Origin of the sequence: Pseudomonas sp. S30, assembly GCF_016518545.1 — a bacterium.
Lineage (GTDB): Bacteria > Pseudomonadota > Gammaproteobacteria > Pseudomonadales > Pseudomonadaceae > Aquipseudomonas.
Map to the genome: position 1 here is coordinate 115,399 of NZ_JACVTO010000004.1, position 20,407 is coordinate 135,805.

At 65.4% G+C, this 20,407-nt stretch carries 18 protein-coding genes; 3 read left to right on the plus strand and 15 right to left on the minus strand.

Features of this window, described 5'->3' with window-relative positions; all coding sequences use genetic code 11:
* Positions 1-29: 29 nt before the first annotated feature.
* Genes IAE34_RS06410 through IAE34_RS06420 form a run of 3 tightly spaced genes read right to left on the minus strand, consistent with a single transcriptional unit; the run spans position 30 to position 2,651 of the window.
* Positions 30-284, minus strand: coding sequence for an aldehyde dehydrogenase family protein (locus tag IAE34_RS06410; RefSeq protein WP_233630975.1), 255 nt, complete (start codon positions 282-284; stop codon positions 30-32).
* Positions 281-1,249, minus strand: a complete 969-nt coding sequence (locus IAE34_RS06415) for an NAD(P)-dependent oxidoreductase (RefSeq protein WP_200138032.1) — start codon at positions 1,247-1,249, stop codon at positions 281-283. Before IAE34_RS06415 ends, IAE34_RS06410 begins: the two co-directional genes overlap by 4 nt.
* Before the next feature lie 10 nt (positions 1,250-1,259).
* Positions 1,260-2,651, minus strand: a complete 1,392-nt coding sequence (locus tag IAE34_RS06420; RefSeq protein WP_200138033.1) for an NAD(P)/FAD-dependent oxidoreductase — start codon at positions 2,649-2,651, stop codon at positions 1,260-1,262.
* A gap of 310 nt (positions 2,652-2,961) precedes the next feature.
* On the opposite strand from IAE34_RS06420, the gene IAE34_RS06425 reads away from it, so the two are divergent.
* A complete protein-coding gene (locus IAE34_RS06425) occupies positions 2,962-3,936 on the plus strand; it encodes a GlxA family transcriptional regulator (protein WP_233630976.1) in 975 nt (324 codons plus the stop codon).
* A 91-nt stretch (positions 3,937-4,027) separates the two neighbouring features.
* Here IAE34_RS06425 and IAE34_RS06430 read toward each other — a convergent pair whose 3' ends face one another.
* From IAE34_RS06430 to IAE34_RS06445, 4 genes are all read right to left on the minus strand, one after another.
* Complete coding sequence (locus IAE34_RS06430; RefSeq protein ID WP_200138035.1) at positions 4,028-4,378, minus strand: cupin domain-containing protein; 351 nt, start codon at positions 4,376-4,378, stop codon at positions 4,028-4,030.
* Between the two features lie 12 nt (positions 4,379-4,390).
* On the minus strand, positions 4,391-5,770 hold the full coding sequence (locus IAE34_RS06435; protein ID WP_200138036.1) for an MFS transporter: 1,380 nt from the start codon (positions 5,768-5,770) through the stop codon (positions 4,391-4,393).
* A 464-nt stretch (positions 5,771-6,234) separates the two neighbouring features.
* Positions 6,235-7,017 (minus strand): NAD(P)-binding domain-containing protein, encoded by a 783-nt coding sequence (locus IAE34_RS06440; protein WP_200138037.1) that lies wholly within the window; start codon positions 7,015-7,017, stop codon positions 6,235-6,237.
* 12 nt (positions 7,018-7,029) lie between these two features.
* Positions 7,030-8,349 (minus strand): NAD(P)/FAD-dependent oxidoreductase, encoded by a 1,320-nt coding sequence (locus tag IAE34_RS06445; protein ID WP_200138038.1) that lies wholly within the window; start codon positions 8,347-8,349, stop codon positions 7,030-7,032.
* Between the two features lie 166 nt (positions 8,350-8,515).
* Here IAE34_RS06445 and IAE34_RS06450 point away from each other — a divergent pair, with 166 nt between their 5' ends.
* Entirely contained in the window at positions 8,516-8,701 is a 186-nt protein-coding gene (locus IAE34_RS06450; protein WP_200138039.1) for a hypothetical protein, read from the plus strand.
* 17 nt (positions 8,702-8,718) lie between these two features.
* Here IAE34_RS06450 and IAE34_RS06455 read toward each other — a convergent pair whose 3' ends face one another.
* Genes IAE34_RS06455 through IAE34_RS06485 form a run of 7 tightly spaced genes read right to left on the minus strand, consistent with a single transcriptional unit; the run spans position 8,719 to position 17,638 of the window.
* Positions 8,719-9,831: an LLM class flavin-dependent oxidoreductase gene (locus IAE34_RS06455; RefSeq protein WP_200138040.1), complete on the minus strand. Its 1,113-nt coding sequence runs from the start codon at positions 9,829-9,831 to the stop codon at positions 8,719-8,721.
* Positions 9,821-10,816 carry an LLM class flavin-dependent oxidoreductase gene (locus IAE34_RS06460; RefSeq protein ID WP_200138041.1) on the minus strand — a complete coding sequence of 332 codons (996 nt, stop codon included), beginning with the start codon at positions 10,814-10,816 and terminating at the stop codon, positions 9,821-9,823. Before IAE34_RS06460 ends, IAE34_RS06455 begins: the two co-directional genes overlap by 11 nt.
* 39 nt (positions 10,817-10,855) lie before the next feature.
* The gene (locus tag IAE34_RS06465) at positions 10,856-11,887 is read right to left on the minus strand and encodes an LLM class flavin-dependent oxidoreductase (protein WP_200138042.1); all 1,032 of its coding nucleotides are present in this window, start codon (positions 11,885-11,887) and stop codon (positions 10,856-10,858) included.
* Entirely contained in the window at positions 11,884-12,888 is a 1,005-nt protein-coding gene (locus IAE34_RS06470) for an LLM class flavin-dependent oxidoreductase (protein WP_200138043.1), read from the minus strand. Before IAE34_RS06470 ends, IAE34_RS06465 begins: the two co-directional genes overlap by 4 nt.
* Entirely contained in the window at positions 12,885-13,826 is a 942-nt protein-coding gene (locus IAE34_RS06475; RefSeq protein WP_200138044.1) for a 5'/3'-nucleotidase SurE, read from the minus strand. Before IAE34_RS06475 ends, IAE34_RS06470 begins: the two co-directional genes overlap by 4 nt.
* Positions 13,823-15,166, minus strand: coding sequence for an LLM class flavin-dependent oxidoreductase (locus IAE34_RS06480; RefSeq protein WP_200138045.1), 1,344 nt, complete (start codon positions 15,164-15,166; stop codon positions 13,823-13,825). Before IAE34_RS06480 ends, IAE34_RS06475 begins: the two co-directional genes overlap by 4 nt.
* Positions 15,167-15,226: 60 nt before the next feature.
* Complete coding sequence (locus IAE34_RS06485) at positions 15,227-17,638, minus strand: TonB-dependent receptor plug domain-containing protein (RefSeq protein ID WP_200138046.1); 2,412 nt, start codon at positions 17,636-17,638, stop codon at positions 15,227-15,229.
* Positions 17,639-17,973: 335 nt separating this feature from the next.
* Here IAE34_RS06485 and IAE34_RS06490 point away from each other — a divergent pair, with 335 nt between their 5' ends.
* A complete protein-coding gene (locus IAE34_RS06490) occupies positions 17,974-18,972 on the plus strand; it encodes a P1 family peptidase (RefSeq protein ID WP_200138047.1) in 999 nt (332 codons plus the stop codon).
* On the opposite strand, the gene IAE34_RS06495 is transcribed toward IAE34_RS06490, so the two are convergent.
* Complete coding sequence (locus IAE34_RS06495) at positions 18,932-20,326, minus strand: tetratricopeptide repeat protein (RefSeq protein ID WP_200138048.1); 1,395 nt, start codon at positions 20,324-20,326, stop codon at positions 18,932-18,934. The genes IAE34_RS06490 and IAE34_RS06495 overlap by 41 nt on opposite strands.
* Positions 20,327-20,407 lie beyond the last annotated feature (81 nt).

The window sequence follows — 20,407 nt, forward strand, 5'->3', positions numbered from 1 at the left end:
AACCCGCAACGCCCGATTCGACCTTGCGCCTACGAAATGCCTGTGCAGCCGGGATGGCGATGGGGAAGTTCCACGGCGCGCTGCTGCGGATTGCTGCGTGCCCAGCCGGGCTGGGCGCGGCGGGCGGCAGCGATGGCGTGTTCGGTCAGCTCGACGTCTGCGCGCTCGAAGCGCTCGATCACCTCGCCCGGGTTGGACGGGTTACGGTTTTCCAGTATGTCGCTGCTGTTGCCGAGCGCGACAAAGGCGCCATCGATGTAGCTGCTCTTGGTAACGAGGGTCATGCGCGGCGAATCCTTTGTTCAGAGTCCTGGCGGGCGACGAAGTCGGTGATGTTGTCCACGGCGCTGTCCATCAGTTGCTGCATGGCGTCTTCGCTGCTCCAGGCAATGTGCGGGTTGAGCAGGAAGTCGTCGCGCTCGATCAACTGGAACAGCGGATTGCTCGGGTGTAGCGGCTCGTGCTCCACCACATCCAGCGCCACGCCACCCAAGCGCTCATGCAGCAGCGCATCGATCAGCGCCGCCTCGTTCACCACACCGCCGCGGCCGGTGTTGACCACTACGGCATCGGGCTTCATCAGAGCCAGCCGCGGGGCATCGATCAGGTTGTGGGTTTCGGGGGTGAGCGGGCAGTTGATCGACAGCACGTCGCAGATTTGCAGCAGCTCGGCCAATGGCCGGTAGTCAGGACCTTGACGTTTGCCGCCGCGGTCTTCGAACAGCACCTGCATGCCGAGCGCTCGCGCCAGGTGCGCCAGGCGCACGGCGATCGGGCCGCTGCCGATGATCGCCAGTTGCTTGTCGCGCACATCGCGGATGCGGTGATTGAAGTAGATGTTCTGCTGTGGCTTGCTGCCAGCGTGGACCTGGCGCATCAGCCGGGTGAACGCCGCCGGGCGGCGGAACAGTTCGAGGATCATCGCCAGGCTGTGCTCGGCCACGGTGTTGGCAGCGTACCCAGGCACGCTGGACACCTGGATACCATGGGCCTCGCAGTAGTCGACATCGACGATGTCGCGTCCGGTCAGGGCCAGCGAGATCATCTTCAGCTTGGGCAACTGGCGCAGGTGTTCTTCGCGCAGCGGCACGCTGCAGGTCAGCGCGACGGTGGCGTCCTGCAGGTGTTCGAGTACCTGCTCGGGGTGGGTATAGGCGAACTGCTGCCAGGTGTGGTTACAGTCCGGGCGCTTCAGACGGGTCGAGGGCGCCAGCCCGTCGTCGTCGAGGAAGACGATGTGTTCGCTCATGCTCGCGTCCTCATGGCTTTTGCGCTGGCACGTAGCCGGCCGGAGCCATGCCGACCAGTTGGCGAGTGATGAAGCCTGCGTCCTGATCGTGGTCTTCCAGAGACTCCTTGCGCACCAGTGCATCGCGCACCAGGTGGGCGCCAAAGAAGCGCAGCGGCTCTGGCGGCAGCAGTTTCATCTTCTGGTTGACCAGGCCACAGTTGGCCCACTCGTCATTGGCATGGGTGGCCAACGACTTGATGATGCGGCTGGCGAACACCGTGGTCGCCACGCCGTTGCCGGAGAAGCCGATGCCATAGCTGACGCTCTGGTGCGGATCGAGGTAGCCGAAGTTGGGCAGGCCTTTCATGGCGCGGTCGATCGGGCCGGTCCAGCTGCTGACCACCGGCACCTCTTCGAGCTGCGGATACAGCCGGCGCAGTTCGGCGGCGACCCGGTCGGCAGCGGGCGAGGGTTTTTCGTAGAGGTTGCCGATGCGGCCGGCGTAGGCGAACTGGCCCAACGGCTTGCCGAACACCACGCGCCCGTCCGGGGTGTTGCGCCAGTAGTTGAGCACGGTGCGCGAGTCGGTCATGCACTCTCCGCGGCTGAAACCGATGGCGTCGAGCTTGGCCTTGACCGGGGCCGTGGCGACCATGTCGCTGGACATGATCGCGATCATCCGGCGCAGTTCGGGGAACTGCGCGCCCCAGGCGTTGAGCGCGAGCACCACGTGGCCTGCCCTCACGCAGCCCCTGGCAGTGTGCACCACGGGGTTCTTGCCGCGTTCCAGATGGGTGAACGGGGATTTTTCAAAGATCTGCACGCCGAGCTTGAGCGCGACTCGGCGCAGGCCACGGGCGAGCATGGCCGGCTGCACGGTGGCAGCGTTGGGGTCGAAGATGCCGCCGAGCACTAGCGGCGAACCGACGCGGCTGCGAATGCTCTGGCGGTCGAGCGCCTGGAACGGATTGACGTCGAGATTCTCCAGGCCGTCGGTGAGCACCTTCCACGAGTTCATCTGGCGCTGGTTGGTGGCGGTCCACAGCCAGCCGTCCTTGCGGTACTGGGCATCGATACCGTGCTCGGCGCAGAAGCTGCCGATCTCGTCGATAGCCGACTCGGCCGCTTCGCAGAGGCGCCGCGCCTCTACATCGCCGCAGATGGTGCGTACCGACAGGTACTTGCCCCACCAATTGGTGGCGATACCGCCGTTGCGCCCACTGGCGCCTGAGCCACAGCGGTCGCGCTCGACGATGACGATGGTTTTTTCCGGGTGCGCCTGCTTGAGGCGGATGGCCGACCACAGGCCAAGGAAACCACCGCCGACGATGCACACGTCGGCTTGAATCGAGTCCTGCAGGGCAGGGGCCAGTTCACTGTCCAGGTCAAGCGCCTGGGCATACCAGAATCCACGGTACATGAGGGGGCCTCTGAGCCTATTGATCTTGTGCAGACATCATGCTCAGCGTGGCCAGGGCGGCGATATTACAGTCATGACAATTGATAGAACGGCACTGTCTTTTGTCACGGATTTACTATTTGTCGGGATGCGTGTGATATGAAGGACGCAGGGCGCGACTTAGAATGGCGCTATTGTGAACGTCATGAGGCCAGCGTCCATGGTTGCTCGACAACAAATAGAACAACAAAAAGAACAACAGATCGCACCGGTCGCAGCCCCTGTCACCTGCGCGCAGGTAAAGCCTGAACTGCGAGTGGGCTTCGTGCTGATGAACCATTTCACGCTGGTGCCGGTAGCAGGGCTGGTGGACTCGCTGCGCTTCGCTGCCGACAAGTCGTTCCGCAGCCAGCAGGTATTCTGCCAATGGGACTGGATGACGCTCGACGACCAGCCGATCACCGCGAGCTGCGGCATGCCCATTTCCCCGACCAAGCCGCTCGACCTGTTCGCCCAGTATGACTACGTCGTGCTGGCCGGTGGCTTGCTGGACGAAACCCGCAACCCGCCGCACTGGTTGCTGGATGCACTGCGCAATGTGCATGCGGCGGGCATTCCGATCATCGCCTTGTGTTCCGGGTCGTTCGTGCTCGGCAAGGCTGGGTTGCTCGATGGCCGGCGCTGTGCGTTGCATTTCACCTTGCGCGATGAGTTCAAGGAGCGTTTCCCCCAGTCCACGGCGGTGATTGACAAGAGCTACGTGGATGACCGCGGCATCATCACCTGCCCGGGCGGCACTGCCATCGATCTGGCGGCCAACCTGATCCGCCGCCATTGCGGCGCGGTACGGGCGCAGAAGGGACTGGAGTACCTGCTGGTGGACGAGCGAGCCGATGAGCCGCAGGACAGGATCAACGATGACAGCGTGTACCAGAACGATCGGGTGCAGCGGGCGATCAGCTTCATGCGCGCCAACCTGGACGCCTCGATGACCCTCAAGGCAGTCGCTGAAGCGGCGGGTACCCACCCACGGCAATTGCACCGCGAGTTTGTGGCCAATACCCAGGAACCACCGGCCAACTACTGGCGCAAGCTGCGCCTGGATCATGCCAGGCGCTTGCTGGTGAACACTAGCCAGAACATTACGACCATCGCCTTGGCGTGCGGTTTTTCCGACGCTTCGCATTTCATCCTGTGGTTCCGCAAACAGTATGGCGAGACGCCTTACAGTTTTCGCAAGCGTCGCCATGAGGTAGAGCGCCTCGACTGGCATAGTGGCAAGGTAGGGCTGGACCCAGAGTTGTAACTTGCAGGGCGGGTGTGTGGAGTGAATAGGGCGGCGCTGTGTCTCGCGAGGGCTGTGCAGCAGCCCCGGCGATCTATCATCGAGTCAGCCCCTAGAACAGCACGTAGGTCTTTCGCAGGGTTTCGCGGATATCCCACACTCCCTCGCAGTTTTCCGGGAACAACACCGCATCGCCGGCGCGCAGCTCAACCGGCTCACCGCCGTCAGGGGTGAAGGTGCACCAGCCGCTGACGATATGGCTGAACTCACGGTTTTTCAGATAGCGGCGGAACACGCCTGGGCTGCTTTCCCAGATACCGATGCTGGCGCCGCTGGCCTGGTCGGTCTGCGTCTGGGCTGTGGCGGCTTGGGCGATGAGTTCGCCGATGGGCAGGCGGGCCGGGATGGGCGTGCTCAGCGGCGAGGCGGGGGCATTGCGGACAACGGTAAGGACTTGGTTCATGAAATGACACCTTCAGGCTTTGCGAGCTACAGGGTTGGCAGTGGTGGCGCTGGCACCGACCGCACGACCCAGGGCAGCAGCCTGCTGCAGGTCGAGCTTGCCGGTTTCGGGCGCCAGCCACCAGGAAATCAGCGCGCCGAACAGCGACACCAGCGCAGCGGCGAACATGGTGTTGGCCACGCCATAAGAGGCCAGGGAGATCGGGACCAGGTAAGTACCTATCGCCGCGCCGATACGGGACAGCGAGGTGGCCAGGCCAACGGCAGAAGCACGAATTTCGGTGGGGAACAGTTCGTTGGGGTACACGTACTCCAGCACCTGGGCGCCGCCGATGAGCACTGCATAGGCACCGAACAGCACCAGTACGGTAGTGGGCGAGGCGTCTGGAAACACTCCCAGCATCACCAGGGACATGCCCGACCAGAGGAAGCTGTGGATCAACATCTTGCGTCGGCCCAGGCGGTTGATCAGTTTAGTGGCAAGCAGGCAGCCGAGGGTGAACAGCAAGGTGATCGCGATTGAGCCATACGCAGCCCAATCCCCGGTCAGTCGCAGCGCTTGCAAGACTTTGGGGGCAAACGAGTAGATTGCGAACAGTGGCACAATCGCGCAGGTCCAGAACAGGGTGACGAAGGCCATGCGCCTGCCGTAGCCGGAGTGGAAAAGCGACCATACCGACATCGGTTTGTCGGCCGTCTGTTCTGGTAGGTCGGCAATGGAGTAGTCGGGGCCATAGACTTTCTTGATCACCGCGTCGGCCTCGTCGCTGCGGCCTTTGCTCAGCAGCCAACGGGGCGATTCCGGCGTGCCATTGCGGGCTATCAGGAACAGCGCGCCCGGTACGAGGGCGCTGGCCAGTACATAGCGCCAACCGTCTTCACCGCCCACGCGCAGCAGCAACTCGCCGACCATGTAGGCCACGGCGGCACCGGCAAACCACATCAACACCATCGCTGCCAGCAACGGCCCACGCTGCTTGCGTGGCAGGAATTCGGCCAGCAACGAAGTGGCAATCGGGTAGTCGGCACCGACCGCGATACCGATCAGCAGGCGCCAGGCGAAGAGTGCCCAGGCGGACTCGACCCAGAACTGTGCTACCGAAAAGCCGACGATAGCGATCAGGTCGATCAGGTACAAAACCTTGCGCCCGTACTTGTCGGTGAACCAGCCGCCGAGAAACCCACCGAGGAATACCCCGATCAAAGCAGAGGCGGCAATCAACCCTTCCCAGAACGCGGACAGTTGCAAGGCGTTGGTGATCTGCAGCATGGCGACGCCAATGATGCTCAGCACATAGCCATCCAGAAATGGCCCACCGGCGGAGTAAACGGTCAGCTTGCGGTGGAAGGCATTGAGCGGGGCATCTTCGACAGAGCGTTTGGACGTGGTCATTGAACTCACCTTTTGTTGTTATTGATGCGTCAGCGCCGCGGCACTATGACACCGCGGATAGCGGGCTCCATATAACGGCGGGGACGAGTCATGGGATGAGCGGGCAGGCTGCGCCGCGGGCTTATGCAAGTTGTCCGCGAGGTGCTGGAGGGGGACGGCTTTTCCATCGTGGCCTGGCAGGCGGAAGTGTTTTTGCCTTGCTGGCCCGTGATGTGGAGTAGAGACTTTGCGCAGTAAAAACGAGAACCCGGAATCCATTCATTTCCCGTCCCCATTGCGATCTCTCGACGGCGACACCTGTGACGTAGTGGTGGCCGGCGCAGTTGGTTTCACCGCGACGATGCGGACACCCTCCGCGTAATGGATGACGAGATCGACGACATACTCGCCAAAGCCAGCCGACTGTCTCTCACAGGGGCGGACCGCTTCGCGACGGAGCCGCGACGGGGTCGCGGCAGGTGAGTCTATCGACCAGCCAGGTCGGAGCGCGTCAACAGCGCATCCAGCACCACTTCGCACGCCGCCCCCCACGTGGCGCTCACCGGCTGGTGCATCAGCACCGCCAATCCATCGGCAGTGAAGGTGCCTGGAGTCGCGATAGCTTGCCCCAGGGCCTTGAGCGTATCGCCTGGCTGTCGTTCGGCACTGGTCACGCAGTCCTGCAGGTTGCCCAGCACCAATGCGCGTGCCTCGGCGGCCGGCAGGCCCTTGTCAATCAACCATTGCTGCAGATCGTGCAACAGGAAGTAGAACCAGCCATTCATGCACGCCGCCACCGTAGCCAGTTCGAACTCGGGTTCACCCTGCAGCATCACCAGTTTGCCCAAGGGCCCCAGCGTCTGGGTGGTGAGTGCATCCGGCGGGCATACCACCACCGTCGTCTGGTTGTACTGTGCGGCGTACGAGAGCATCGCCCGTACACATAAGGCGCCGGGGAAGGCCGTTTGCAGCTGTGCGAGGCTGACCCCGGCGGCCAGCGATACCAGGCGCTGGTCCGGACGCAGGCGCACTTCACTGGCCAGTTCACCCAACGACTGCGGGCGTACGCCGAGGATCACCAACTCGGCACGGTCAATCACCTCCTGGTTGCTGGCCGCAACCTGGCAGCCGTGCGCCTGGGCCAGCGCGGCAGCCCGTTGCGCATTGCGCGGTGATAGCAGGATCGGGCCATCGAAACCGCTGTGGCGCAGGCCGATGACCACCTTTTCGCTCAGCTCGCCCACCCCGAGAATACCCAGGCTATGCATGATGCCTCCTTGTCAGCTTTCCAGGCCCGCGCGGCGCTGGCCCAGGTGCAGGTTGAGATTGACGCCCACGCTGAGCAACGGCTCCGGCGGGTTGCGGTTGGGGCCGGCGGAGCCTAGCAGGAAGTCGATGAGCTCGTCGCGTTGGCCGCTCAGCCAGTCGGCCAGCAGGGTGCCGGTGGCGGTGCCGCGGGTAATGCCCAGGCCGTTGCAGCACAGCGCTGCATGAATGCTGGGCGCGAGGGTGCCGAAGTACGACAGGTGGTTGCGCGACAGGCACATCGAGCCGCCCCAGGTGTAGTCGAACGGCAGGCCCGAGAGCATCGGGAAGCGCCGCTCGAACGAGTCACGATGCTGGCGTCCGGCGCGGGCGATATGGCGTGGGTTGGCGCGGCCGTCGGCGTTGAAGCTGAAGCTGTTGCGCACCAGCAGGCGTTGGTCCGGGGTACGGCGCAGGGTGCTGCCGAACGGGTCGGCGGGGATGATTCCCCAGTTGGCCTTGCCGCCCAGCCGGGCCTGTTCTTCCTCGGTCAGCGGGCGGGTCAGGCTGGCGTAGGTGAAGATCGGCAGCAGGCGGCCGGGCAGGAAACCGAAGTGCGAGGCGAAGGCGTTGTTGGTCAGCAGCAGCTGATCGCCGATGATTTCGCCATTGGCGTGCTTGAGGGTGATGCGCCGGCCCTGCTCGATAAGGGTGATGGTGGTACGTTCATGCAGGGTGACGTTGGCCGGCAGGCTTTCGGCGAGGCCCTTGGCCAGGGCGGCCGGCTGCAGCAATTGCGTGCCTGGTGTGTAGAGCGCTTTGCGGTAGAACCCGGTGCCGAAGTGCTCCGGGAGGTCGCGGGCATCGATCATCTGGTAGGCCTGGCCGAGCTTTTCCAGGCCGCTGCGGTAAGCTTCTAGCACCGCCAGGCCCTTGGCCTCGACCGCTGCCTGGTACTTGCCGTCCGGGCGGATCTGGCAGTCGATGCCGTGCTGGTTGATCAGCCCACGCAAGATCGACTGCGCACGCAGGTTGAGCTTGAGGTTCATGCGCGCGGTGGGCAGGTCGCCGATGTAGTCGGCGGCACCGATGTCATGGGGCAGGTCTATGGCAAAGCCGGAGTTGCGCCCCGAGGCACCGAAACCGACCTCCTGGGCCTCGACCAGAATCACTTCGTCATCAGGGTGGTGCAGCGCCAGCTGCCGCGCGGCAGCCAGGCCGGTGAAGCCCGCGCCGAGCACCACCCAGCGCGCCTCGCTCCGCCCCCGGTGCGCGGCGCGGGGCTGGCGCTGGGCGCTGAGGTGGAACCAGCCGCAGCCGTTATCGTCTGCCGGGGTAGAGGTATTTCTGTACATGGGATTTTATCCGTCTTGTTTGCTCCACTATGGCATTGGCACAAGAGGGTGGATGTAACGAGCCGGACGACTAATCGAAGCTCTTGTCTCGCCGATGGAAAGCAGACCTCTACCCCGTTGACTCGGACACTTTCGAGTGAGCGCCCACTGAACTGGGCGAGTGTTCATGTCCAAGCGTAAAAAACTTCAGCCTGAATTCGACCCGCAAGCCATGGAACGGGTTCGTCGCTCCGGGGGCGAACTGTCGATGGGTGGCCTTGGAGATGGGTGTTGCTGCCAGCGGTTTGTGAATCGCAACACGCTGATCTGCAGCATGGGTGCAGTCTTAGGGGTCTGTGCGCGCAAGAATTGAAATAGCCAACTGGGCGTTTATCCACCCAATTGCCGCAGTTGCGGCAACAGCTCGCTACCCAGGTGAACGGCTTCCTCCAGATGCGGAAAACCGGACAGGATGAAGCAGTCCACTCCCAGCCGGTGATACTCCTCGATCCGCTCCACCACCTGCTGGTAGCTCCCCACAAGTGCCGTGCCCGCGCCACCGCGCACCAGGCCGACCCCGGCCCACAAGTTGGCCGATACCTCCAGCTCCCGAGCGCGCCGTCCCCGTCCCTTGACCAGTCCGGTCTGCCGTGATTGCCCCACGGACTCGTAGCTAGCCAACTGTGACTGCGCCCGATCGATAGCGTCCTTGGGAATCTCGTCGAGCAACCGCTCGACATGGCTCCACGCCGCGTCATCGCTTGCAGCCGCGAACACATGCACTCGCAGGCCAAAACGCAGGGTACGCCCGTGCGCAGCCGCCAGCTCGCGCATGCGCTGGATCCGCTCAGCGATCATCGCTGGCGGCTCGCACCACATCAGGCAGGTCTGCGCATGAGCAGCCCCCACCTGTTCGGCAGCGCTGGACGCCCCACCGAAATAGATGGCCGGCATCCGCGCCCGCGGGTCGATGGGCGTGTCGCCGGCGCAGCGGTAGTAACGCCCGGGATGGAACTGGTGACGTCCGGACCATACCGCCTGAAACACCTGGAGAAACTCTGCGGTGCGCGCGTAGCGCTCGTCATGCTCCAGGTAGTCACCCAGCGAACGCTGCTCGAAGCGGCTGGAACCGCTGACCACATGCAGGTCGAGGCGGTTGTCGCTGAGCAGTTGAAGGGTCGCTGCGCGCTGGGCGCTCCAGGCCGGAAGCTCCAGGCCGGGGCGCAGGGTCAGGAGGAAACGCAGCCGGCGCACTTCCTGGGCCAGCACCGCGGTGATCAGCCAGGGGTCTTCGAAACCGCTGGCCGTGGGCACCATGATGCCGTCGAAGCCCGACAGTTCGGCGGCGCGCACGATCTGCCGCAAATAGTCGAGGTTCGGCTCACGCTCGCCGTGCTGGAACAGGCCGACCTTGGGCAGGCCGCTGCTGGTCAGGTGATGGCCGTCGCCATTGGTGGGCAGGAACCAGTTCAGTTCCAGGGAGTGACGCGTTTCACCGGCCATGCGCTAGCTCCTCACGCAAACCCTGCTTCTGGAGCAGGGGCAGTATGCGCTCGCCGAAGCGCAGCACCTCGGCCACCGCCGGCTGCTCGAGAACCACGATATGGTCGATGCCCAGCCCGTGGAGCTCGCCCAGGCGAGTGGCGATCTGCTGTGCGCTGCCTACCAGATACAGCGGCTGGCCGCCGCGCAGTTGCAGCAGGTTGGGATGGACCTCGAAATGCCGCAGCGGATGCCGGTCGCGGGCCAGGTGCCGTACCGCCGTGGCGCCGGGCAGCTCCTCGATGTGCGCCGCCAGTTGCTCAGAGGCGGTTTCCCAGGCCTGTTCTTCACTGTCGCCAAGGATCAGGCCGAAGCGGCAGACGAACCCCAGGCGTTGCCGCGAACCCGCACGCAGGCGGCGAATTTCCTGTTCCAGCCAGGCAGGCGGTGCGCTGCGCAGCAGGCACAGGTCGGCATGGGCGGCGATCAGCGCAGTGCCGTGGCCGTCGTCGAGGATCAGTGGCGGGGCCGGTAACGGACGGCGAGCAAAGCCGGCATTTTCCAGCTGGAAATAGCGGCCGTTGTAGTTGAACCCGGGCTCGTGGCCATGCAGCAGGCGTTGCAGGATTTCCAGGTACTCAGCCACGCGTTCGCTGCGCTGGTCGCGGTTGAGCCACTCACCGAAGACCTGGCGCAGGCTGTTGCGGTCGCCGTCGGGCAGGTGCAGACGCACGCGGTTGGCGCTGATCGACTGCAGGCTTTGCAGGGTACTGGCCAGCGCAGCAGGCACCATGACCTCCGCCGGCACGCTGACATTCAGGCGCAGGCGGCGGGTATGGGCGCAGAGCGCGGCAGCCACTGCGAGGCTATCGGCGCAGGGCGCGCCGCCGGGGATCCACAGGCCGTCCAGCCCTGCGTATTCCACGGCCTGGGCCAGCTGGATCCACTGCCCGGGCGTCTGTGCCGGGGCGCCAAGCGGCAGTTGCCAGCTGAATTCAAGTGCCATGGGCCGGCTCCGGGGCGAGAATGGACAGAGACCGTCGCATCATCCCACCGCCGCCGTGGCCTGGGTAGGGCGGGGTTGCCAGCCCAGGGCCGGGGCAATCTGCTCGGCGACGATGCGCAGCCGGCGCAGTACCTGTTCCTGGGTCGAACTTTCCGCCTGGACCACCACGATCAGGTAGTCGGCGTAAGGCAGCACGGACGGGTCCTCGCGCAGGCCGCGCACGATCTCGTCGGGATGCCCATGGTGGACATTGAGCAGGCCTAGGTGTGCTTCCAGGTCGATGGCCTGTTCGATCAGGCCCTCGCGCTGCAGGCGCGGCACATGCCGCTCGATGTCCACCGCCAGTTCGGCCTGGGCGGTGGCGCGATCGGCGGCAGGAAAGACGGCGCGGACTACGCCGATCCTGGGTGTTTCGTTCGGGTGTTTCCAGGCATCCAGATAGGCATCGGCCAGGGGTTTCTGCACCGTCAGTGGGTCGTGGGTGGCGGTGCCGAGCAGAAAACCGTTGCCCTGGCTGGCAGTGTAGCGCGCACCCTCCAGGCTGCCGTGGGAGTGCCAGAGACGTCGGGCCAGACCCGGCCCCGGCGGTTGCAGGGTCAGCTCGCTGCCGGCGAACAGGGGCTGGCCTTCGAGCAGCCCTTGCAGGCGTTGCTGATCCTCGGCGAAGCCCTGCCGGCGTTGCTCCGCATCGCGACCGAAGACGCTGAAACCGTCGAGGTTGGCGCCGCCACTGCCCAAGCCCAGTTGCACACGGCCGCCGCTGAGTTGGTCGAGCACGCTGGCGTCCTCGGCCAGGCGCACTGGATCTTCGAAGGGCAGTACGGTCACCGCGGTGCCCAGTTCGATGTGCCGGGTGCGCTCGGCTACGGCGGCCAGGGCCAGCAGCGGCGAGGGCAGGCGGCCGAAGCCGTTGCTCAGGTGATGCTGGGCGATCCAGCCGCCGTCGAAGCCCAGGGCCTCGGCGACGTCGAACTGCTCCAGCAGGTCACGGTAGGTCTGTTGCGGGTCTTCGCCGAAGGCATGGGTGAGAAAGCCCAGCTTGAAGCGCGAGCGGGGAGTGGTGGCGGTCATGGCAGGGCGGGCTCCTTGGCGGCTCGGCCCACGGCGGGGCGCCAGCCCAGGGCCGGGGCCACTTCTTCGGCGATGACGTGCAGGGCGCGTATGGCGTCGCGCAGCGGCGTGCTGGCGCTTTGTACCTGGACGATCAGATGGTCGTGACGGCCCAGGCGCGGGCCGCTGGCTAGCCCCTGTAAGATCGAGTCAGCGCAGCCGTGCAGTACGCCGAGGCGTTGCAGCGTTTCGGTGAAGTCACCGTCCAGCGGCCCGTGGTAGACCCCGATGCGCTGCTGTCGGGCCAGGTAGGTGTGAATGTCCTGGCGCAGGGCCTGGGTCGGCGCCAACGGAAAGACCCCCTGGACCCGAGCGATACGCGGCGGGGTGCCGTTGTCGCCGGTCCAGGCATCACGGTAGCGCTGCACCAGGTCGATGCTCGCCTGGGCCGGCAGGTGTGGATTGGGCGCAGTGATCAGACCGTTGCCGCGGGCGGCGACCAGTTCTACCCGCGACGTGGCTTCCCAGATCCGTCCGCTCAGGCCCGGGGCCAAGGGTTGCAGGCGCAGGCCGTCGTCGTTCAGCGCGCCATTGCGCAGGGCGGCCTGCAGACGTTGCAGGTTGTTCTCGTAGTCTCGGTGGCGCTGCTCGGGGTCGCGGCCGAAGGCCGTGAAGGTTTCCGGATCGAATCCCGCACCAAGCCCCAGTTCCAGGCGGCCGTTGCTCAGCAGGTCGAGTACCGCCGCGTCTTCGGCCAGGCGCAGGGCTGGCTCCTGGGGCAGGACGATGATTCCGGTGCCGAGGCCGATACGGCGGGTGCGCTGGGCAATGGCCGACAGCAGTACCAGCGGCGAGGGCAGGCGTCCTTGTTCGCTGGCGAAGTGATGCTGGGCTACCCAGCCGTTGTCGAAGCCCAGTTCCTCGGCGGCCTGGAACAGTTCCAGGGTGTCCCGGTAGACCCGGGGGCTGTACTCGGTCTGGTACACCCGGCTGAGAAAGCCGAGGGAGAATCCGCCAGTCATGGTCGTCCTTGCTCCGTGAACAGGGGCAAGCCGGCCAACGCTTGCGCGGCGCCAGCCTGGTCGCTGGATTGCAGTTGGCCGTTGAACGGGCTGATGGTCAGGTAGCCTTTGGCTAGCCACACGCCCTCGTCGTCGTCCTGCGCCTGGTTCGCCGGGGCGCTGCGTTGGAAGCTGATGCCCGGCTTGCCGGCCTGGGCCGGGAACAGCGGGCCGAGATCATCGGTATATAGGGTGTCGAAGCCCACATAGCTGCCGATGCGGGTCAGGCGCACGCCCTTGGGGGCGATGCTGTCGGCGGGGAAATTGACGTTCAGACCAAGCCCGGCGGGGAGCAGCTTGCCGTCGGGCTGGCGATGATGGTCGAGGGCCTGCACCAGCTTCACCACCTGTCGGGCAATGTGCTGTGGATCCTTTTCCTTGAGGTCGGTGCTCACCGCCAACGCAGGGTAGCCGGCACGCACCGCGAAGCTGGCGGCGTTGAAGGTGCCGGAGGCGGTGTTTATGGCGCCGACGTTGTTGCCGGGATTGGGCCCGACGATGACCAGGTCCGGGTCCGGCTGCACTTTCCTGAGGCCCATGAGCAGCGCCATCACCGGCGTGCCGCTGATCTGGATACGCACTTCCTTGCCGGCGCAGGCGTCGCTGCTGCACAGGCCGCTTTCCTGGGTCGTGATGTAGTAGCTGTCTGGATAGTCCGGATCGTCGTCGCGGCCCACCATGACTTCGCGGCCATAGATGAAGGCGCCGCCGCGGGTGCTCTGTTCGCTCTGTGGCGCGGCGATCGTGACCTGGTGCCCGGCAGCCTTGAGGGCGGTGTACAGCGCGCGGATATTGGGGTGACGGTAGCCGTCGTCGTTGCTCAACAGGATATCCAGGGCGAAAGCCGGGCTCGCGGCCAGGCAGCCCAGGGTCAGGAGCAGGCCGGGCAGGGTCTTCATTGCAGGGCCTCCTGCGCCGCGCTGAAGCGGTTGACCGGGCGCGGCAGACCAAGGTTTTCCCGCAGGGTACGGCCCTCGTATTCGTGGCGGAACAGCCCGCGGGCCTGCAGCAGCGGGATCACCTGGTCGACGAAGGTGTCGATGGACCCCGGGAAGTACGGGAAGAACACATTGAAACCGTCGCAGGCTCGGCCCTGGAACCAGACCTCGAAGCTGTTGGCGATGTCCTCGGGGGTGCCGATCACCGGGTTGCCGCCGGCCAGGCGCAGGTACAGCTGGCGGATGCTCAGCTTGTCGCGCCGCGCCATTTCCAGCACCTGGTCACGACGGCTGCCGCGCTGGCCGGCAGGGGTCTGCGGCAGCGGGCCGTCGAGATCGTGACCGGACAGGTCAATGTCTTCACCCAGGGTGTCAGCCAACAGGCGCAGGCCCAGGACCGGGTCGATCAGCGCCTGGAACTCGTCGAACAGCGCCTGGGCCCGTTCCTGGGTCGTACCGATGAAGGGCGTGACCCCGGGAAGGATCTTGATGTGGTCCGGGTTGCGGCCGAGGGCGGCGGCGCGCTGCTTGATGTCCTGGTAGAAGGCCTGGGCCGCCGGCAGTTCGTGGTGCGAGGCGAAGATCACCTCGGCGACGCGCGCCGCCAGGGCCATGCCGGACTCCGAGGCACCGGCCTGGACCAGCACCGGGTGGCCCTGGGGAGGCCGCGCCACGTTCAGGGGCCCACGAACAGAGAAGTGCTGGCCACGGTGGTTCAGGGTATGCAACTTCAGCGGGTCGAAGTACTGGCCGCTGGCTTTGTCGCGCAGGAAAGCGTCATCGTCCCAGCTGTCCCACAAGCCCTTGACCACGTCGTGGAACTCCTCGGCGCGCTGGTAGCGGTCGGCATGCTGGAGGTGGGTTTCCCTGCCGAAGTTCCAGGCTTCGTCAGAGACCACCGAGGTCACCAGGTTCCAGGCCGCGCGGCCTTTGGAGAGGTGGTCGAGGGAGGCGAACTTGCGGGCGATGTGGTAAGGCTCGTTGTAGCTGGTGGTGGCGGTGGCGATCAGCCCGATATTGTCGGTGACCGCTGCGAGGGCGGCCATCAGCGTCAGTGGCTCGAAGTGCTCGGCCCGGGCAGTACGGCTCAGGGCGTCGAGGTGGTGGCCCCACAGCGCGACCACATCGGCGACGAAAAGCGCATCGAACTTGCCGCGTTCGGCACTGCGGGCAATGCTCTTGAAATGGTCGAAATCGAGGCTGGCATCGGCCTGCGCCAGTGGGTGACGCCAGGCGGCGACGTGGTGGCCACTGTTGGCGAGAAACGCGCCTAGCTTGAGTTGGTCGGTACGACGGGTCATGGATACCAGCTCCCGTGGATTGAGTGGATGCCTGCCTGCTATCGGGCAGGCGGGTGATCGTCAGAAGTTGTAGGTCACGCCGGTGTACCAGTAGCCACCGGTGGTGCCGTAGGGCGAGAAGTTGCCGTAGGGGAATGCCCCCGAGCTGCTCGGCAGGCCCGTGCGCTCGGGGTACTGGTTGAACAGGTTGTTGGCACCGGCGGTCAGGGTCAGGTCCTGGGTCAGGTGGTAGTCCAGATTGAGGTCGGTGATCCAGGCCGGTGAGAAGGTGCGGTCGTAGGCTTGGACAGTGCCGTACTGGGTGTACTCGCCGTAGCGGGTCAGGTTCAGGCTCAGCTCCAGCTGCTTGAAGGTCCAGGTTGCGCCCAGCAGCAGCTTGGATTCTGGCAGGCCGTGCTTGAGGTTGCCTTGACGTTGGCGGTCGTAGCCACCGGTAGGGCCGAGGGCCTGCTGGGCCACCGAGGAGGCATGGATATCGTCGATTTCGGTGGTGTTCCAGTTCAAGCCCAGGCTGTAGCGCAGGCCACCCCAGGCACCGAGGTCCTGGCGGTAATCACCGACCAGGTCGATGCCGCGTGTGGTGGTGTCCAGGGCATTGGTAAAGTAGGTCACCGATTGGTTGGTGGCCAGGCCTGCGGCCGCGAGGATCGCCTCGATCTGCGCGGTGCCGCCGAGGTAACCGGTCTGGGCGATACGATCCTTGATCTTGATCTGGTAGGCGTCGAGGGTGACCGAGGTGTTGGCGGACGGTTGCAGGGTCAGGCCGACACTGATGTTGGTGGACTTCTCCGGTTTGAGGGTCGAGGCACCGAGGGCTTTGGCCACCGCGGAATCGACAGCGACGTTGCGGTAGTCGATCAGGTTGCCGTTGACGCTGCTTTGGGAAGTGGAGCTGTAGATCTGCTGCGCCAGCGACGGGGCACGAAAGCCCGTGCTGAACGTGCCGCGAGCGGCCAGGATCGGCGTCAGTTGGTAGCGCGTGGACAGCTTGCCATTGGTGGTGGTGCCTGAGCCGTCGTTGTAGTGCTCATAGCGACCGGCGAGGTCCACATGCCATTCATCTGTCAAGTCCTGGCCCACTTCTGCATAGGCGCCGAGGCTGGTGCGGCCTTTTTCAGCGGCATCCTGCGGGGTGGTGCCGGCGCCTGAGATGGTGCCTGGCGCGATCGGATTACCGCTGGCTCCGGTGGTGAACGGGCCGCTGGAATAGGAGGCATAGTCACCCTTGCCGATCTTGTAGTTCTCGTAGCGTTGTTCCAGCCCCCAGGATATCTGCGTAGGTTTGGCCAGGCCCAGATCGAAGGCGCGGGTCAGGTCGAGGTTGTTGGTCCACTGGCTGAAGGTCTTCACCCCGGTGTCCACCGAGGTCGGCGAATCGGCCCCGTAACTCAGGTTGTAGGTGTGACGCAAAGTGGCTTCGGCGTGGTCCTGCCCGTAGGTGCTGGACAGGTCGTAGTCCCAGCCCAGGGCGGTGCCCTTGCCACCGAAGGCCACCTGGAAGTCGTTTTCGATGAAGCGCAGGGTGTCTTCGATCCCTTCCGGGAAGGGGGTGGCGATGCCGTCGAAAGTGCCCGGCTGGTGGAACGCCAGAGGCTTCTCGGAATTGCGCCGGGTATAGGTCGAGAAGGAGTACAGGCTCAGCTCATCGTTGATCGGCAGCTCGGCGTTGTAGCCCAGGCTGAAGTTGCGTGCCTCCGGCAGGCCGGTGCCGTAGTAGGTGTGCTGGAGGCTGGTGTTGCCGGCACTGTCGGTGTAGGGCGCCTTGTCGGAGCGGTCGGAGATCTTCTGCCGCTTGACGTCCAGGGCCAGGTTGATGAAACCGTCGTTGGGCAGGGCCAGGCCGACGTTGCCGGTCTGGCGTGCAGTCTCACCGTCGCCGTTCTCATAGTTCTGACCGTAGGTGGTGGAGACGCTGCCGCCGTTGTCGGTCTGCTTGAGCACGATGTTGACCACGCCGCCGATGGCGTCCGAACCGTACTGGGCCGAAGCGCCATCGCGCAGGACCTCGACATGGTCGACCAATGCGGTGGGGATCATGTCCAGATCGACCGGCTGCGAGCCGGAGTTGAGGTAGGTGCCGTTATTGAGCAGGGCGCTGTTGTGCCGGCGTTTGCCGTTGACCAATACCAGTACCTGGTCACCGTTCAGGCCGCGCAGGCTGATGGGCCGAACCACCGAAGTGGAGCCGAAGCCGGAGGAAGCGGGCTGGTTGAGCGACGGCAGTACCCGGCTGAGTGCCTTGGTCAGGTCGCCTTGCCCGGTAGCCAGCAGTTGCTTGGAGGAAATCACGTCGACCGGGGCAGGGCTCTCGGCCAAGGTCCGCGCCTGGCCGCGATTGCCGACCACCACCACCGTATCCAGCGGGTTATCGGCGGCGAGCACCGGGGCCACGTCGGCGAGGGCGAGGAACAGCAGGCTGTAGGCGAAGGCTTGAGGGGGGCGCCGCAGAGCTGCGCGGGACGGGGAATGCATAGGGGCTTACTCCGGAAGGTCAGTAGTGTGCGGCTTGTTGGGACAAGCTCTGGTAGCGGGGTAGGAGCAAGGCCTGTGCCAGGCTGTAAAACCTTTTGAAAGCAACGGGTTGTCGGTTGTGCTTGAGGTGAACTGGTGATTTTTCAGCGGTGGCGAGGGCAGGCTGCTGGTTTTCCCACACCTGTAACCCGGCCGGCCATTGGGCTACACAGCAACACAGAAAACCCTGTGAGAGCGGATTGCCAGTGTGGAGGCCGTCAACCGTGAGCTCATTCACCTGCCTGGCACATCGCTTGCTGACCACCCCGGACTACCACCTTTGAGGATGTGCCTGTATGCCGCTTCCCGGTCCACGCAATGCCCTTACCGATATCCCCGGCCTGACCGTCGGCCATGCCACCGATACCCGGGTCGACACTGGGGTCACGGTGATCCGTGCCGAGCACGCCTGGACAGCCAGCGTCGACATCCGCGGCGGCGGCCCTGGGGGACGCGAGTCGGCAGCGCTGGAGCCGGAAAACATGGTCGGCCAGTTGCATGCGTTGGTGTTCTCCGGTGGCTCGGTGTTCGGTCTGGGCGCCGCCGATGCGGTGGCCGCCGCGTTATCCGCCGAGGGCGTCGGCCTGCACCTGAAGGCCGGTGCGCCGGCGATACCGATCGTGCCGGCGGCGGTGCTGCACGACCTGGCCAACGGCGGCGACAAGCTGTGGCGCCTCGAACCGCCTTATCGACGCCTGGGTTTCGAAGCCCTGGCCAATGCCGGCAAGCAGATCGACCAGGGCGCTGTCGGCGCCGGCCGCGGGGCCATGGCCGGGGTCCTGCAGGGCGGCCTGGGCACGGCGTCCCTGGATCTCGGCGACGGCCTGCTGGTGGCCGCGCTGGTGGTGGCCAATCCGATCGGCTCGGTGTACATGCCCGATGGCCGGACCTTCTGGGCCTGGCCCTGGGAAATCGCCGGGGAGTTCGGTGGTGCGCGGCCGCTGGCGGACCAGGATTGCAGCGATCCGATCCCCGAGCTGTCCCGGCTGGATTCCATGGGTCGCCTGCAGGCGGGGGCCAACACCACGCTGGCGGTGGTCGCCAGCACTGCGGCGTTGAGCACCGCCGAGTGCAAGCGGGTGGCGATCATGGCCCAGGACGGCATCGCCCGGGCGGTGCGTCCGGCACACCTGCCGTTCGATGGCGACAGCGTCTTCGCCCTGGCCTCCGGGGCGCTGGAGCTGGGCGCCGGGGCCGCTCGCCAGGTGCGCATCGGCAGCATCGGCTCGGCAGCCGCCGATTGCGTGGCCCGGGCTATTGCCCGGGGTGTGCACGCTGCCCGAGGCCAGCGCTGAGCACCTGTTCGACCCGCTGCCGGGCCTGCTCCGCCAGGGCCGGCAGCCCGAGTTCACGGTACACCCGCTGCAGGTGGCGGTTGCTCGGGACATCCAGTTCGTCGTAGCGCCGGCGCAGTTCCAGGGTCTGCTGCGCCATTTCCCACTCGCCACTGCGCAAGCGTGCATCCACTTCGACCTGGGCGAACAGGTCACGCTGAGCGTGACTGCCGCCGATCTCGTTCAGCCGCGGCAGGCTGGCGGCCAGCAGCCTTGCAGCGCGGCGGTGTTCGCCGCGGGCATGGGCGAGCAGGCCCTCGGCCAGTGGCAGGGTGACCTCGGCCCAGACCTCGCGACTGAACTCCGGGGCCTGGCGGCTGCGGTCCACCAGAGCGGCGAACAGCCGGTCCGCCTCGACCTTGCCGGCTCGGGCCAGCCCGTACAGGTATTGCAGGCTGAGGAACGGCTGCACGGTGTCGGCGTGACGCTGTTGCAGCCAGGGGGCGAGGGCCTGCCAGCGCGGCCCGACGTCGATCCCGGCGAACTCCAGGCGCGCCAGTAGCGAGACTGCGCCGATCTGATCCTGGGAGTACTGCGGCAGGATCCCCCAGACATGCCGGTCGTAGATCTCCAGCACCCGTTGGTCTTCACCGCGGGCCAGCAGGAACAGCGCCAGGTGCCACCAGTTGTGGGTGTACATGAAGGAATTCAGGCCCTCCCAGTGGGTGCTGACACTGTGCAGGAAGTCGATGCCTTCCTCGATCCGGCCTTCGCTGAGCATCACATGGGCCAAGGCGTGTTGCGCCCAGGGTTCGTCCGGTTGCAGGGCCAAGGCCTGGCGGGCGCTGCGTTCGGCGTCGGCGAGCAGGTGGCATTGCTCGTAGGCGAAAGCCAGCATGGCGTGGCTCTGGGCGATGTCCGGCGCGGCGTCGACGGTCTTGAGGGCGATACGCAGCAAGGCCGGCCAGTTGCCGCGATTGAATTCCACGTACTGGTTGAGCTTGGCGGCGAACAGGTCGCGGGGGTAGTCCGTCAGCAGTCGTTCGCTCAGAGCCAGCACCTGGTCGAGATCGTCGCCTATCCAGGCATCCAGTAGCGCCAGGTAGAGCGCCGCTCGGGGATGCGGCGTGCCCACCTGCGCCGCCCGTTGCCGGTAGCGCTGCGCCAGCGCCGGGCCTTGCGGTGATTCGCTGAACATCAGCAGGATCCCCGCCAGGGCATTGCTCAATGCCGAATCAGGATGCCGGTCTGCGGTGGCGAGGATGGCTTCGGCGCGGGGGTGGTAGCCGATGAAGCCGCCGATGAAGTCATTCAGGCCCTGAAGAGCGTCCGGTTGGTCGCTGTCGAGAGGGTTGCCGAGGTAGTCGTGTGGCATCGGGTATGTCCGTCGAACAGGTCGGTAGATCACCGCAAAACCTGTGGGATTTATCGCGATGGCTGCAGTGGCATCACCACC